This is a genomic window from Aeromonas enterica, from assembly GCF_054052465.1.
Genome location: NZ_JBSTYL010000004.1, coordinates 258665 through 272482 on the forward strand (window position 1 = coordinate 258665; position 13818 = coordinate 272482).

The 13818-nt window shown below is 61.1% G+C and carries 10 protein-coding genes; 5 read left to right on the forward strand and 5 right to left on the reverse strand.

All coding sequences use genetic code 11. The features are described from left to right. Positions 1-169: 169 nt before the first annotated feature. Both ggt and rdgC read right to left on the reverse strand, forming a co-directional pair. Positions 170-1951 (reverse strand): gamma-glutamyltransferase, encoded by a 1782-nt coding sequence (gene ggt / locus ACW5XD_RS07105; RefSeq protein ID WP_456494265.1) that lies wholly within the window; start codon positions 1949-1951, stop codon positions 170-172. 183 nt (positions 1952-2134) lie between these two features. Further along, entirely contained in the window at positions 2135-3046 is a 912-nt protein-coding gene (rdgC, locus tag ACW5XD_RS07110; RefSeq protein ID WP_456494266.1) for a recombination-associated protein RdgC, read from the reverse strand. A 180-nt stretch (positions 3047-3226) separates the two neighbouring features. Here rdgC and ACW5XD_RS07115 point away from each other — a divergent pair, with 180 nt between their 5' ends. The 4 genes from ACW5XD_RS07115 to ACW5XD_RS07130 all read left to right on the forward strand — a co-directional run bounded on the left by ACW5XD_RS07115 (position 3227) and on the right by ACW5XD_RS07130 (position 9558). Continuing rightward, positions 3227-3655, forward strand: coding sequence for a GNAT family N-acetyltransferase (locus ACW5XD_RS07115; protein ID WP_456494267.1), 429 nt, complete (start codon positions 3227-3229; stop codon positions 3653-3655). A gap of 105 nt (positions 3656-3760) precedes the next feature. Next, entirely contained in the window at positions 3761-4987 is a 1227-nt protein-coding gene (locus ACW5XD_RS07120) for an exonuclease SbcCD subunit D C-terminal domain-containing protein (protein ID WP_456494268.1), read from the forward strand. Beyond that, positions 4984-8742 carry an AAA family ATPase gene (locus tag ACW5XD_RS07125; protein WP_456494269.1) on the forward strand — a complete coding sequence of 1253 codons (3759 nt, stop codon included), beginning with the start codon at positions 4984-4986 and terminating at the stop codon, positions 8740-8742. Before ACW5XD_RS07120 ends, ACW5XD_RS07125 begins: the two co-directional genes overlap by 4 nt. Positions 8743-8916: 174 nt before the next feature. Continuing rightward, positions 8917-9558, forward strand: coding sequence for a bactofilin family protein (locus ACW5XD_RS07130; RefSeq protein WP_456494270.1), 642 nt, complete (start codon positions 8917-8919; stop codon positions 9556-9558). A gap of 41 nt (positions 9559-9599) precedes the next feature. On the opposite strand, the gene ACW5XD_RS07135 is transcribed toward ACW5XD_RS07130, so the two are convergent. Continuing rightward, positions 9600-10148 carry a cytochrome b gene (locus ACW5XD_RS07135; protein ID WP_456494271.1) on the reverse strand — a complete coding sequence of 183 codons (549 nt, stop codon included), beginning with the start codon at positions 10146-10148 and terminating at the stop codon, positions 9600-9602. Positions 10149-10392: 244 nt separating this feature from the next. Between ACW5XD_RS07135 and ACW5XD_RS07140 the strand changes: the two genes are divergently transcribed. Then, on the forward strand, positions 10393-11211 hold the full coding sequence (locus tag ACW5XD_RS07140; RefSeq protein ID WP_456494272.1) for an ABC transporter substrate-binding protein: 819 nt from the start codon (positions 10393-10395) through the stop codon (positions 11209-11211). A 296-nt stretch (positions 11212-11507) separates the two neighbouring features. On the opposite strand, the gene crr is transcribed toward ACW5XD_RS07140, so the two are convergent. Together crr and ptsI are read right to left on the reverse strand one after the other, a co-directional pair. Beyond that, positions 11508-12017: a PTS glucose transporter subunit IIA gene (gene crr / locus ACW5XD_RS07145; RefSeq protein WP_042871003.1), complete on the reverse strand. Its 510-nt coding sequence runs from the start codon at positions 12015-12017 to the stop codon at positions 11508-11510. Positions 12018-12060: 43 nt separating this feature from the next. After that, a complete protein-coding gene (ptsI, locus tag ACW5XD_RS07150; RefSeq protein ID WP_456494273.1) occupies positions 12061-13788 on the reverse strand; it encodes a phosphoenolpyruvate-protein phosphotransferase PtsI in 1728 nt (575 codons plus the stop codon). Between the last annotated feature and the right edge of the window lie 30 nt (positions 13789-13818).

Below are 13818 nucleotides of genomic sequence, written 5' to 3' on the forward strand. Positions count from 1 at the left end.
AGTGCATAACTATCGAGACGCGGGGGAAGGGGCACCTTTCTCCATTTTGTTGGCAGGAGTCATTCATCGGTGATGAATTTGGCCTGCAAGTGTGTCCCCCGGGGCGGCGCCAGGGTGCAACAAGCAACAAGGCGACCCTTAGGTCGCCTTGTTGAAGAGACGTGGGCACTCATTCGCCCTTGGCGATGCCCTCTCGCCTCGGATCGGCTGCGCCGAACCAGCCGCCGGCGTTGCGCTGTACTCCCTGCAGGCCCGAGGTCTGCTCGCTCAGCACCACCTCGTGCCCCCTCGCCTTGAGCCCCTTGACCACTGCCTCGGGGGTGCGTCCCGCCTCCAGCTCGGTGGGGCCGTTGCGGCTGCCGAAGTTGGGCAGGTTGATGGCCTGCTGCAGGTTGAGCCCCCAATCCTGGGTGCCGAGCAACGTCTTGCCCACGTAGTTGATGATGGCGGAGCCCCCCGGGGAACCCAGGCTCATTTCGAGCTCGCCACTGTGCTTGTCAAACACCAGCAGGGGGGACATGGAGGAGCGCGGCCGTTTGCCGGGCGCTACCCGGTTTGCCACCGGCAGACCGGCGGCATCCACCGAGGTGAAGGAAAAGTCGGTGAGCTGGTTGTTGAGCAAGTAGCCGTTGACCATCAGTCGCGAGCCGAAGCCATCCTCGATGGAGCTGGTCATGGAGACCGCCATGCCCGCCTTGTCGACGATGGAAACGTGGCTGGTGGAGGGGAGCTCGGGGGTTGCATCCTGGCCGCGGGCCAGTGCCAGCGGCGGCGTACCGGGCTGGGCGATCCCCATGGATTGCTCGCCGATAAGCGTGCCCCGCTCGGCCAGATAGCCCTTGTCCAGCAGACCCTTCACCGGCACGCTGACAACATCGCCGTCCGCCACGTACTGGTTGCGATCGGCGAAGGCGAGCCGCGCCGCCTCGCTGTAGAGATGGATAGCATCGCTTGATGCGGCCAGTCCCCCTTCCGTCGTGGCGATCGGCTTGAGGGCCGCCATGTCGTGGCTCTCCAGCATGCCGAAGATCTGGCCCAGGGCTATGGTGCCGGAGGAGGGGGTCGGGAAGCCGCAGATCTGGCTCTGGCGATAGTCAAAGCAGAGACCATCCCGAAGTTTGGCCTGGTAGCTGGCCAGATCCGCCGCTGCCAGCACGCCGGGATTGGTGGGATGCTGGCGCACCTTGGCCACCATGGCCTCCGCCAGCGGCCCCTGATAGAAGGCATCCGCCCCCTGTGTGGCCAGAGTGCGCAGCACCTTGGCCAGCGCCGGGTTGGTGAGCGTGCTGCCAGCAGGCCTTGGCGTGCCATCCGGCAGATAGAAGTAGGCGCGGGCATCCGGGTCCCTGGCGAGATAGGGGTCTTTTGCCAGCAGAGTGGCGAGGCGGGGGCTTATCACAAAGCCCTGTTCTGCCAGCGTGATGGCGGGCTCGAACAGCGTGGCCCAGGGCAGCTTGCCATAGCGCTGATGGGCCAGTGCCAGTGCCCGTACCGTGCCGGGGGCGCCGACCGAGCGGCCACCCACCACGCCATCGTAGAAGGCCATGGGTTTGCCATCCTTCATGAACAGCTGATCCGTGGCGGCGGCGGGGGCCGTCTCGCGGCCATCCACAGCCGCGACCTTGCTGCCATCCCACACCAGCAGCAGGGAGCCGCCGCCGATACCGGAGGATTGCGGCTCCACCAGGGTCAACACCAGTTGCACCGCGATGGCGGCATCCACGGCGCTGCCGCCTGCCCGGATGATCTGGTAGCCCGCATCCACCGCCAGCGGGTTGGCCGCAGCTACCATGAAGTCATGGCCCTGCCACCCCTGTTTGTCGGCCCAGCCACTGGCGGCTTCCGGGGCGAGCAGGGTTTGAGGCGGCGGGGCATAGTGAAAGCCCTTGTCATTGGCGCAACCGGCCAGCAGGGCGAGGGCAAGGGTCAGCCCCAGGGGTTTGAGCAACATGACACTCTCCTTGTCTGTTTTATGACCATGAGGGGCGACTATGTCACGATTGGCGCTTGTTGCTCAAGTTATTGAACAGGATCAATATCTTACTCATTTATCAATAGTGCCCATCTATCACTATCTGCCATAAAAAAAAAACCGCCCTGGGGCGGTTTTTGCAATGCGGTGAGGCAGACCAGGTTAGATGGACTGCTCTTCGCCACCCAGGGCGGCAAACAGCGCCGGAATGAACTGGGCCAGCTCTGAGGTCACCAGGGCAAAATCCGCATCCAGACGGGCGGCAGGATCTTCGCTGGTCACGTCGTCATTCTGCTCGCGCAGCTCTTCACTGAATTTCAGACGCTTGATGGAGATGTCGTCCCCCAGCACGAAGCTCAGGGTTTCGCCCCAATTGAGAGCCAGCTTGGTCACCAGCTTGTCGTTGGCCAGGTGGTTTTTGATCTCGTCGGTCATCAGATCCTGCTGCTTGCAGCGGATGATGCCGCCGTGCTCCATGGCACTGCGCAGCTCGGCTTCGTCTTCCAGCGTGAAGGACGCGGGCAGATTACCCTCGCTCAGCCACTCGGTCATGGTGATCTCGGGCGGGTTCTTCAGGGCCACCGGTACCACGGGCAGTGTGCCTATGCTCTTGCGCAGCAGCGCCAGCAGATCGTCCGCCTTCTTGGCTGAACCTGCGTCCACCACCATCAGATTATCGGCCGGATTGATCCAGGCGAAGGTCTGGCTGGTACGACTGAAGGCACGGGGCAGCAGGGTGTGGAGTATCTCCTCCTTCAGCGCTTCCTTCTCTTTCTTCTTGAGGGCGCGGCCCTGCTCGAATTCGATCGCTTCTACCTTCTCCGCCAGCATCTCCTTGACGACGGAGCCCGGCAGCATCTTCTCTTCCTTGCGGGCACAGAGCAGGATGTGACCGGCGGCCGAGTGGGTCAGGGTCGAGCCGAATTTGCCAAGGGGCTTGACCCAACCGAACCGGGAGATGTCCTGACTGCCACAAGGGGTGAAGGCACAGGCTTCAAGCTGGGTTTCCAGCTGATCCACGGTCAGGTCAAAGGGGCGGGTAAAGCGATAAATCTGCAGGTTTTTAAACCACATGGCGTCCTCGGTCTCATAGATTGTCCGGCGGGCATTGTACTAGAGAGGCGCTTTGTGATCAGCCAATCATTCTCGCTAAATAAAGGGAGATCGAGTTCACAGGGAGTCATGTTTGCCCCCGACCCTGTCATCAAACTCTCTTAGACTGCGAGTGTTCAAGTTGTTAACAAGGATGTGAATATGCTGAGGTCGAGTCGGTCCGAGGACATGGAAGATATCGTTGAAATCTGGTTGCTGGCTTCTCTGCAGGCACACGATTTTGTCGATGCCTCCTGCTGGTGGCAGGCCCAGGAAGATCTGCGCACCCGCTATCTTGACCATGCCCGCATCTGGGTATTCGAGGAGCGTGGCGAGCTGCTCGGCTTTATGGCGCTGGTGGATGACTACCTTGCAGCCCTGTTCGTGCGCCCAGATCGCCAGGGACGCGGCGTGGGCCATGCTCTGCTGTTGGAAGCCAAGTTGCAGGGGGCCAGGCTGCATGTGCGGGTGTTCGTGGAGAATGATCAGGCGGTGCGCTTCTATCGTCGCCACGGTTTCGTGATCGAGGGAGAGGTGGCCGATCCCCTTACCGGTCATCCTCAGTACAAGATGTGTTGCGAGCCCGCCTGAATCTGACGCCACCGGCCTGTTTTGCTTGAAAAAAGGGTGGGGTATCCTCATCTTGTCTGCATTGGGTGCCGTGGGCACCACTCCTCCATTTCGAGCCGTTTTCTCATGAAGATCCTGCATACCGCCGACTGGCACTTGGGCCATCAACTCCATGGCCATGAACGCCGCTTCGAACACGACGCCTTTCTCGACTGGTTGACCGCCACCATCAAGCAGCGACAGATCGACGCCCTGCTGGTGGCGGGAGATCTGTTCGACACCGCCAATCCTCCCGCGAGCGCCTGGCAGCAGCTCTATCGCTTTCTGGCGCGGCTGCGCGCCGAGCACCCGGCACTGGAGATGGTGCTGATCGGCGGCAATCACGACTCTCCCTCCAAGCTGGATGCACCCCACGAGCTGCTGCGGGCCTTCGACCTGCATCTGGTGGGCAGCATCAGCCGGGACAGTGATGGCAAGCTTGAGACCGATCGCCTGCTGGTGCCGCTGCAAGACTGGGAGGGCAAGATAGCCGCCTGGTGCGCCGCCGTCCCTTTCTTGCGCAGCAGCGACCTGAGAGTCGAGCAACTGGCAGAGGGGCAGGATCGGCTGATTGAGGGGGTTCGTCAGGTCTATGAAGAGGTGCTGAGTGCCGGTCGTGCACGCTGTGAACCCGATCAGGCGCTGATCGCCATGGGCCACGCCTATCTGGCGGCGGGCCAGCTCTCCGAACTCTCCGAGCGGCGGGTACTGGGTGGCAACCAGCACGCCCTGCCGGCCGACATCTTCGCCGCCGCCGACTACACGGCGCTCGGGCACCTGCATCTGGCCCAGAGCCCGGCCAGCGGGGTGCACTACAGCGGCTCGCCGTTGCCGCTCTCGCTCGCCGAGGCCAACTACAACCATCAGGTGCTGGAAGTGACGTTTGAGGGGGGCCAATTGGTGGGGCTGGAGCGGCTCCCGGTGCCCCGCGTGGTAGAGATGATCCGGCTGCCCGAGAGCGAACTGGAAGGGGCGCTCAAAGCCATCGAGGCGCTGACGCTACCCGCTTGCCAACAAGAAGCACAGCCTTTCCTCGAAGTGCGACTATTGTTGCCCAGACCTGAGGCCCGTATTCGCGAGCGCATTCTGGCGGCCATGGCCGGCAAACCCGTGCGGCTGGCTCGCATCAGCACCCGTTATCTGGGGTCCGGGCAGGGGCTGGCCGATGGCTCCCATCAGCGCAGGCTGGATGAGCTCTCCCCCACAGAGGTGTTCCGGCTCTGCTATCAGCGCCAGTTTGATGGTGAACCCGGGGCCGAACTGGTGGCCTCGTTTGAAGAAATATTGCAACAGGTGAAGGAGTCCGGCGCATGAAGATCCTGTCCCTCAGCGGTGAGAACCTGGCCAGCCTGACCGGCGCTTTCTCCATCGACTTTACCAAGGGGGCGCTCGGCGCCGCGGGTCTGTTTGCCATCACGGGCAACACGGGTGCGGGCAAAAGTACCCTGCTCGATGCCATCTGTCTGGCGCTGTACGACGAGATGCCGCGCTTTATCGCCAACCGCAAGAATGTTGAGAAAATTGGTCGAGCGGATGAAGACGAAAAAGAAAAATTAACTGCCAATGATGTTAGAAATATCCTCAGTCGCGGCCACGCCAGCGGCTGTGCCGAGGTGCAGTTTCGCGGCTGTGACGGTCGCATCTGGCTGGCCCGCTGGGCGGTGCGCCGGGCCCGCAACCGCTCCGAGGGGCGCTTTCAGACTCAGGAGCGCAGCCTGACTGACGTGGCGTCGGGCCAGGTCTTCTCCGGCAGCAAGCGGGAGCTGCAGGATCGCATCGACGAGCTGGTGGGGCTCTCCTGGGAGCAGTTCCGCCGCGCCGTGATCCTGCCCCAGGGGGAGTTTGCCGCGTTTCTCAAATCGAGCGCCGACGAGCGCTCCGCCCTGCTGGAGCGGATGACGGGCACCGAACTTTACTCCGCCATCTCCATCCAGACCCATGAGCGGGCGCGGGAGGAGCAGCAAAAACTGGCTGCCATAGGGCAACGGCTCGGCGACGTGGCGCTGATGGACGAGGCGACCCGCGAGCAGTGGGTCACCCGGCAGTTGGCCCTCTCCACCAGCCTCAAGCACGAACAGCAGCAGCGCCAGCTGTTGCAGGACTTGCGCGATCTCAATGATCGCATCACCGCCCAGCAGCTGGCCTGTCAGGAGGGACTGGCGGCACTGGCCGCCGCCGAAGCGGCTCACGCCCAGGCCGTTCCCGAGCGGGAGGAGTTTGTCCGCGCCGAGCAGGCCCAGGTGGCCCGTGCCGATCACGACGAGCTGGCGCGTCTCACCCTGGAGGTGCAGCAGCAGGAGCAGCTTGTCGGTCAGTTGGGGCCTGAATTGGCACAGGTTGAACTGGCCCAGCAGCAGGCCGCGCTGCGCGAGCAACAACTGCTGGCCGACAAGATAGCCACCGAGCGCGATTGGGGGGCGTTGCAACCCGAGCTCAAGCGGGCACAGGAGCTGGATACCCGCATCAGGGAGAAGGGCAGCCAGTTGCAGGACGTCCAGCAGCAGGGCGCGCAGGCGCGCACCTTGCAACTGGCGCTGCAGCAGGAGTGGCAACAGCAGGCGAGCCGGGTGCAGGCACTCGAGACGCGCCGCCAGCAATGGGCACTCTGGCTGGATGAGCGCAAGGCGCTGGCACCCCTGGCGCGTCAGTGGCAACCCTTGCTGGCGGCCATGCAGGATTGGGCAGAGGGCCGGGATCAGCTGCAACAGCTGTTGCAAAGCCGTGAGCACAAGAGCCATGCCCTGCGGGATCTCAACAGCCGGCTGGAGCAGGGTCAGCAGGAGCGGGACTACTGGCTGCAGGAGCGCACGCGGCTGCAACAGCAGCACGATCAGTTGCAGGCACAAGAGTGGGACGGCCAGGTCGCCAAGGCGCAGGAGCTGCGGCAGGCACAGACCGAGCAGTTGGCAAGGGTACGCCAGTTGCTGGATCTGGCAGAAACGGGCCGCAACCACAGCGAGCAGCAGGAGCGGTTGCGGCAAGAGATGGCGCAGCTGGAACAGCATCTGCATCGATTGGCCGGTCAGCGCGAGGAACGGGTGCCTGCGTTGGAACGGCTCGCCACCCAGCGTGGCGAGGCGCGCCATGCGCTGGAGCAGGCCCGCGCCGTGGCCAGCCTCGAACAGTATCGTCACGTGCTGATCGATGGCTCCCCCTGCCCGCTCTGCGGCGCCGAGGATCACCCCTACAGCCAGAGCCAGCCGCAGGTGGCGGGCATTCTGGCGCAATTGGCCGAGCGTGCCCGTCAGCTGGAGCTGGAGTGGGAGCGGCTCAATCATCAACATATTCAGGAGGAGAGCGAACGGGTGGAGCTGGCCCGTCAGCTGGTCGCCCGTCAGCAGCGTCAACCCGAGTTTGAGGCGAGATCCGAACAACTGACCCTGCGCTGGTTGCAACTGGGCGGCAATACCCTGCTGGGGCACGAGCTGCCCTTGCGCCAAAGTCCGGTGGAGTGGGCGGATCTGCTGACGCATCTGCTGGCACAGGGAGAGGCCCTGGAGATCGGTCTGGTGGCTGGCCAGCGCCAACTGCAACAGGCCCAGCAGGGGCAACAGATGTTGATGGGGCTGCGCAATCAGCTGACCCAGTTGACGGCCCGTCATCAGCAGTTTGAACAGCAGTGGCAGGAGGCCGAGCGACAGAAGATCGAATGGGAAGCCGAGCTCAAAGCGCTGGCCGAGCAGGAGGCCGCGCTGCGCCAGCGCCTGGTGCAGGGGGAGGCCAGACTCGATGAACAGATGGGCGCCGAACCTTGGCGTCAATGGCTCGGCAGCCGGCAGTGGCTCGAATGGCAGCAGACCTGCGAGGCCTATCTGCAGGGGCAGCGCGAGTGGGAGCTGCTTGGCAGTGAACTCGCCAGCCTGACGCCGGGCGTGAGCGCACAGGAGGCGCGTGTGCAGAGCCAGAACGAGTTGCTGCACAAGCTGGAGCGCGACTACAAGGAAGCCGAGTTGCAGCGCCAGGGGTTGCTCGCCAGCCGCGAGGCCTGCCTCGGAGGCCGTGCTATCGCCGAGGTCGAAGGCGAATGGCAACAACGGTTGTCGCATGCTGCCAGCCAGCTCGAAGAGGCGGTGGCCGCCTTGCGGATTGCCCGGGAGAAACAGACCGAGCTCAAGGCCAGGCTGACTCACCTTGAGCAGGACAAGCAGGTGAGCAGCCGTCGCCGGCGTGAGGTGTTGGGACGCTGGGCGGCGCACGCCAGCACTCTGGGCATCGCCGAATATGATCTGCGGCGGCTGCTGGCCATGGGGCCGGATGAACTCAGGTCTCGCCGTGCAGCCTTGCAGCAGCTGGACGATGCCCTGGCCGAGGCCCGCACCCGGTTGGCTGAGCGCCAGCGGGCACTGGCGTTGGAGGAGGTCAAGCTGGCGCGTTATCGCGAGCATCACGGCGAGCTGACCGCCCTCTCTGCGCAGGAGCTTGGCCTGCGCCTGAGTGCCAGCGAAGCCCATTGCCGCGAGCTGGAAGAGCAGCTGTTCCAGTGCAAGAGCACCCTGGCCCAGGCTGCGGCAGCGGCCCTCAAGGCTGGCTCCCTGCAAGAGGAGCTGGGCCGCCAGCAGGCGGTGGCGGATCACTGGCAGCAGCTGTCCGAACTTATCGGCTCCGCCAGCGGTGCCAAGCTGCGCACCTTCGCCCAGAGCCTCACGCTGGAGCGGTTGCTGCTGGAGGCCAATGCCCAGCTCGGCGAGCTGTCGCCGCGCTACCGGTTGGAGCGGGTGCCCGGCACGGATCTGGCGCTGCAGGTGGTGGATCTCGATATGGGGGACGAGGTGCGATCTGTGGATTCCCTCTCCGGTGGCGAGAGCTTCCTGGTGTCGCTGGCGTTGGCGCTGGCCCTCTCCAGCCTCTCGTCGCGCCAGACCCAGGTCGAGTCGCTGTTTATCGACGAGGGCTTCGGCACCCTGGATCCGGACAGCCTGGATCTCGCGCTCTCCAGCTTGGACTCGTTGCAGGCGGCCGGCCGCCAGATCGGCGTCATCTCCCACGTACAGACCCTGGTGGAGCGGATCGGTGTGCAGATCCGGGTCGAGGCCCTCGGTGGTGGTGAAAGCCGGGTGGTGCTGCCCTGAGCCCTGCTTCGGTTTGCTGATGAATCACGGCTCCGCCATCCGGCGGGGCCTTTTTGTTTCAGAGTTTCGACAATCTGGTCGCTTGAGCTAGGTCCATGCCCGCGTATCGCGGGAAACGAGAGTGAGGGGGTGACCCCGGTCTTGCATCCATCTACCCGCAAGAGGGAATGGTCAATGACATTGATGCCTGAAAGGATCCTGGCTCGCATCGCGATGCGGCCACGCAGTGACGCGCTTTATCTCATCTGGTTCTGCTGGGGCCTGGCGTTGCTGCTCTATGTGGTGGGATCTGCATATTACAAATTACCCATAGTGCCGTTGCTACTGATGGTGCTGCTGTTGATTGTGGAGCAAACCAAGATGTTTGGACGAAAGCGCAATGAGTCTGAGATGATCGGGGCGGGGAGCATGACGACGGTGATCGCCAAGTGTGCCCGTTTCAAGGGGGAGTTGCAGGTGGAAGGTAATCTGGACGTGTATGGCCAGTTCGTCGGGACGCTGCAACTGAACGGCGGGACGGTACGCATCATGGAAGGCGGACGGATTGAAGGGGATGTCAGCGCTGCTCACGTGATCATCAATGGCACCCTGGACGGCACCTGCGCCTCGAATGAGGTGGAGATCCTCGAAAACGGCAAGATGAAAGGGTTATTCAAGGGCGGGAGCCTCTCCATACGCAAGGGAGGCCAGTTTGTTGGCCAGTCCCAGTCTCAGGAGGATCAGAAGGGCGAGAGCAAAGGCAACGTCAAGCAACTGCAGCCTGAAGGTAAACGCAAGGCTGTCGACGCCGCCGAGGTAGTGGCCAAACAGGCTTGATCAAAAGAGGGGCGAGTACGCCCCTCTCTGGTGGCAAGGAATTAACTGCGCCGCTCGGGCAACATATTGGTCAGGGTGTTGTCCTTGAGCACGTGGTGGTGGTAGATGGCCGCCGCCGCATGCAGGGCGATCAGGGCATAGCCCAGGTTGGCCAGCGTTTCGTGCAGCTCTTTTATCGTTCCCTTCAAGCCATCATCCGGTGCGATCAGGGCGGGCAGTTCGAAACCGAAGAAGGGGATGGGCTTGCCGCCCGCGCTCAGCAACAGCCAGCCCAGCAGCGGGGTGAGGATCAGGAAACCGTACAGTGCCAGATGGGCAAGCTGGGCCAGCTTGTGCATCAAGGGAGAGAGTTCGGGCACTATGCGGGGTGAAGGGCTGCCTACGCGAACCAGCAGGCGGATCACCACCAGCGTCAGGATCAGCAGGCCAATCATGAAGTGAAACTCCTTCATCAGGTCGCGTCCGGCCGAACCCTTGGGAAAGATGTCCCTGAACTCCATCAGGGCGTAGACGGCGATCATCAGCAGCAGGGTCAGCCAGTGCAGGCCGATACTCAGGCTGCCGTAACGTTGTTCGCTATTCTTCAACATGCTCATATCCTTCTCGGGGCGTTCATTGCATCTCTGCGTGTCTCTCCGGGTTTTGCTTCCTGCACCCGGACCTTGTCGTGTCCCTGTCCATGTTACAAGGTCGGCTTGCCAATACCTTGATCTCGATAAGTTTTTAACATTTTATTCCCATTTTTCAGACCCTGACCGACGGGACTCCGTTTTGTACGAAGCTATGCTTCAAACATGCCTGCCAAGGTGTGGCAGCCTGGATGAGGAATCAGTCATGAAACATCTCAAGTTGGGCACACTGTCTCTGCTGATGTTGAGCGCTATGGTGTTGGGCATCACAGGTGGGGGCGACGAGCCGCTCTCTGCGGCCGAGCCTGCTCATCCATCACATTTCTCGGCGTATCTGGGTCTGTTACCGGGGCTCATTGATGCCAATGGCACCGGCCCCTTTGTCGATCTGGTCAAGGCCATTGCGGCGCTTGATGACGGGGTCGAGGTGAGCGTGATGGTCTACCCCATGCCACGAGCCACTCGTAGCGTTGTGGTGGGGGAAGCGGACTTCAATCTGCCTGCGTTGCGCAATCCCTATATTGATGAGTCCATGCTTCCTTATCGCTTCAGTTCGACAGCCTTCGGCAAGGTGACCCATGTGCTCTACAGCAACAGCGCAGCGCCCATCACGCCGGCAATGGTGCTGGGCTATGAGTATACCAAGCGCGACCTGCTCATCGAGGGGGTGGGTGATTTCTGGCCTTTCTCGGTCAAGCGCTCCCTGTCTATTGAGCAGTCCCTGGGCAAGGTAAGCCTGGGTCGCATCGATGCTTTCCTCTGGGCACAGGAGGAGGCGGACCTTGCTCTGAAGAAAATGCAGTTGACCAATATCCATCGGGTCTATTTTGGCGAGTTTGACGATGTGTTCATCATCCCGAAGGGGGCGAGGGGGGATGCGGTGGACCGTTTTCTGACACAATCCATCGAAAGACTCAGGGCATCCGGCCAACTGGACAAGCTCTACTCCAGTATCCACGGCCCCTATCATGAATGGCAGCCAAGTGAAAACGCTGCAAGCAAGGTCGTTCGAACAACGCCATGATCCCGTTTCCTATCCAGGTCAACGATCGGTATGACCATCCTGCCTGGGATGCGACCTTGTGTGGGGTTGCCCGGATTGTGGAAGAGCGGCTGCCTTGCGGGTGCTTGTCAAGGCTGAGCCGTTGCGCCAGCCCCATGAGTTGGTACCGCCGCTGTTCTTGCTGACTTTCGCGGCATTACTCTGGCTGCCGGGCAGAGCCTGGACAACCTGTTGCTGGTGGCCGATCGGGCCCATAAAAAAACCGAAGCGCTTGGCTTCGGTTTTTTGTTGCAGTCACTGGCACCAGCCAGAGCGCATTATTTCTTGATGCGGATCACCGGGGTCTCGCCCACGGTCACGGCGCCAGTCATCTTGATCAGCTCTTTGATCTCGTCCATGTTGGAGATGACCACAGGCGTCAGGGTAGACTTGGCTTTCGCTTCCAGGATGGCCAGATCGAACTCGATGATGGTATCACCGCGCTTGACCTTTTGACCTTCCTGAGCGATGCGCTTGAAGCCTTCACCTTTCAGTTCAACGGTGTCGATACCGAAGTGAACGAACAGCTCGATACCTGAGTCGGATTCCAGCGAGAACGCATGGTTGGTCTCGAAGATCTTGCCGATGGTGCCATCGCACGGTGCAACCATCTTGTTGCCGGCCGGCTTGATGGCGATACCGTCGCCGACGATCTTCTCGGCGAAGACAACGTCAGGCACATCTTCGATCGGCACGATTTCCCCTGACAGCGGGGCAAAAATTTCGATGCCGCCGGTATCAGAGCTATCGTCGGAAACCAGTTTCTTCAGTTTATCAAACAGACCCATAGTAAAAGCTCCTAGAGATGATTGTCGCTGTTTGCAGCCGATCTTAGCAGACTGCCTTCTGCTTAATAAAGTTATCTACACAGGCTTCGATTTCGGCGGCGGTTGCATAGCTCAGAGCCTGGTCAGCCATTGCCTTCACATCTTCGAAGTTGGTGTTGCGGATAAGCTTCTTGATACGCGGTACAGAGATGGCGCTCATGGAGAACTCATCCAGACCCATACCCAGCAGCAGCAGTGTGGCGCGTTCGTCACCAGCCAGCTCACCACACATACCGGTCCACTTGCCATTGTCATGGGAAGCGTCGATAACCATCTTGATCAGCGTCAGGACGGAGGGTGACAGCGGGTTGTACATGGCGGAGATCATCTCGTTACCACGGTCGACTGCCAGGGTGTACTGGGTCAGGTCGTTGGTACCGATACTGAAGAAATCCACTTCTTTAGCCAGATGATGAGCCATCACGGCAGCAGCCGGAGTCTCGATCATGATACCCACTTCGATGGATTCATCAAAGGCTTTGCCTTCGGTGCGCAGTTCGGCTTTCAGCTTCTCTACGGTGGCCTTCAGGCTACGGAACTCTTCGACGGAGATGATCATCGGGAACATGATGCGCAGTTTGCCGAAGGCAGACGCACGCAGTATGGCCCGCAGCTGGGCATGCATGATGTCTTCGCGATCGAAGAAAATACGCACGGCACGCCAGCCCAGGAAGGGGTTCATCTCTTTCGGGAAATTCATGTAAGGCAGTTCTTTGTCGCCGCCAATGTCCATGGTACGGACTATGATCGGCTGATCCGGCATGGCCTCTGCCACTTCTTTGTAGGCCTTGAACTGCTCGTCTTCGGTCGGCAGCGCATCACGGTCCATGAACAGGAACTCGGTGCGGTACAGACCCACGCCTTCGGCGCCATTGCGGATGGCACCTTCGGTATCCTTGACGGTACCTATGTTGGCGCAGACTTCAACCTGATGACCATCGAGGGTGATGGCAGGCAGGTCTTTCAGTTTGGCCAGCTCGTCCTTCTCGGCCTGGAACTGGGCCTGGAACTGTTTGGCTTCAGTCAGCTGCTCGGCGGTCGGGTTGATGATGATCTGGTTGTTGATCGCATCCAGTATCAGCATCTCGCCATTGTTGACGCGCTCGGTGATGTCGTTGGTGCCCACTATGGCCGGCAGCTCCAGGGAACGCGCCATGATGGAGGTGTGAGAGGTACGGCCACCGATGTCGGTAACGAAACCCAGCACATATTTCAGGTTGATCTGGGCAGTTTCGGACGGGGTCAGGTCTTTGGCGACCAGGATGACCTCTTCGTCTATGGTGCTCAGGTTGACAACGGCGATGCCCAGCACGTTCTTCACCAGACGGGTTCCGATGTCACGGAAGTCGGTGGCGCGCTCACGCAGGTAGGGATCGTCCAGATCGGCCATCATCTTGGCGTATTGCTCGATGACCTCGTAGACGGCCTTATCAGCGGTGGCCTTGTTGTCTTTAATGAAGGATCTGATATCCCCTTCCAGCTCCTCATCTTCGAGCAGCATGATGTGGCCTTCGAAGATGGCCTCTTTTTCCTCACCGAAGGTGCGACCAGCCATGACTTTGATGGCTTCCAGCTGGGCAGCTGACTTGGTGCGGGCTTCGAGGAAGCGGTTGATCTCGGCGTCAATCTGGTCAGCAGAAATCTTGCCCTGATTGATAACGATTTCATCTTCTTTCAGAAGAAGCGCCTTACCGAATGCGATACCGGGGGACGCAAGAATGCCAGATATCATAATCCTTCCTATTAAAACGACTGTGGGGGA

Coding starts and splice junctions, on each gene's coding strand:
- ACW5XD_RS07120 (WP_456494268.1), top strand. CDS start 3,761: ATGAAGATCCTGCATACCGCCGACTGGCACTTGGGCCATCAACTCCAT.
- ACW5XD_RS07130 (WP_456494270.1), top strand. CDS start 8,917: ATGACATTGATGCCTGAAAGGATCCTGGCTCGCATCGCGATGCGGCCA.
- ACW5XD_RS07140 (WP_456494272.1), top strand. CDS start 10,393: ATGAAACATCTCAAGTTGGGCACACTGTCTCTGCTGATGTTGAGCGCT.
- ptsI (WP_456494273.1), bottom strand. CDS start 13,788: ATGATATCTGGCATTCTTGCGTCCCCCGGTATCGCATTCGGTAAGGCG.
- ACW5XD_RS07115 (WP_456494267.1), top strand. CDS start 3,227: ATGCTGAGGTCGAGTCGGTCCGAGGACATGGAAGATATCGTTGAAATC.
- ggt (WP_456494265.1), bottom strand. CDS start 1,951: ATGTTGCTCAAACCCCTGGGGCTGACCCTTGCCCTCGCCCTGCTGGCC.
- ACW5XD_RS07135 (WP_456494271.1), bottom strand. CDS start 10,148: ATGTTGAAGAATAGCGAACAACGTTACGGCAGCCTGAGTATCGGCCTG.
- ACW5XD_RS07125 (WP_456494269.1), top strand. CDS start 4,984: ATGAAGATCCTGTCCCTCAGCGGTGAGAACCTGGCCAGCCTGACCGGC.
- crr (WP_042871003.1), bottom strand. CDS start 12,017: ATGGGTCTGTTTGATAAACTGAAGAAACTGGTTTCCGACGATAGCTCT.
- rdgC (WP_456494266.1), bottom strand. CDS start 3,046: ATGTGGTTTAAAAACCTGCAGATTTATCGCTTTACCCGCCCCTTTGAC.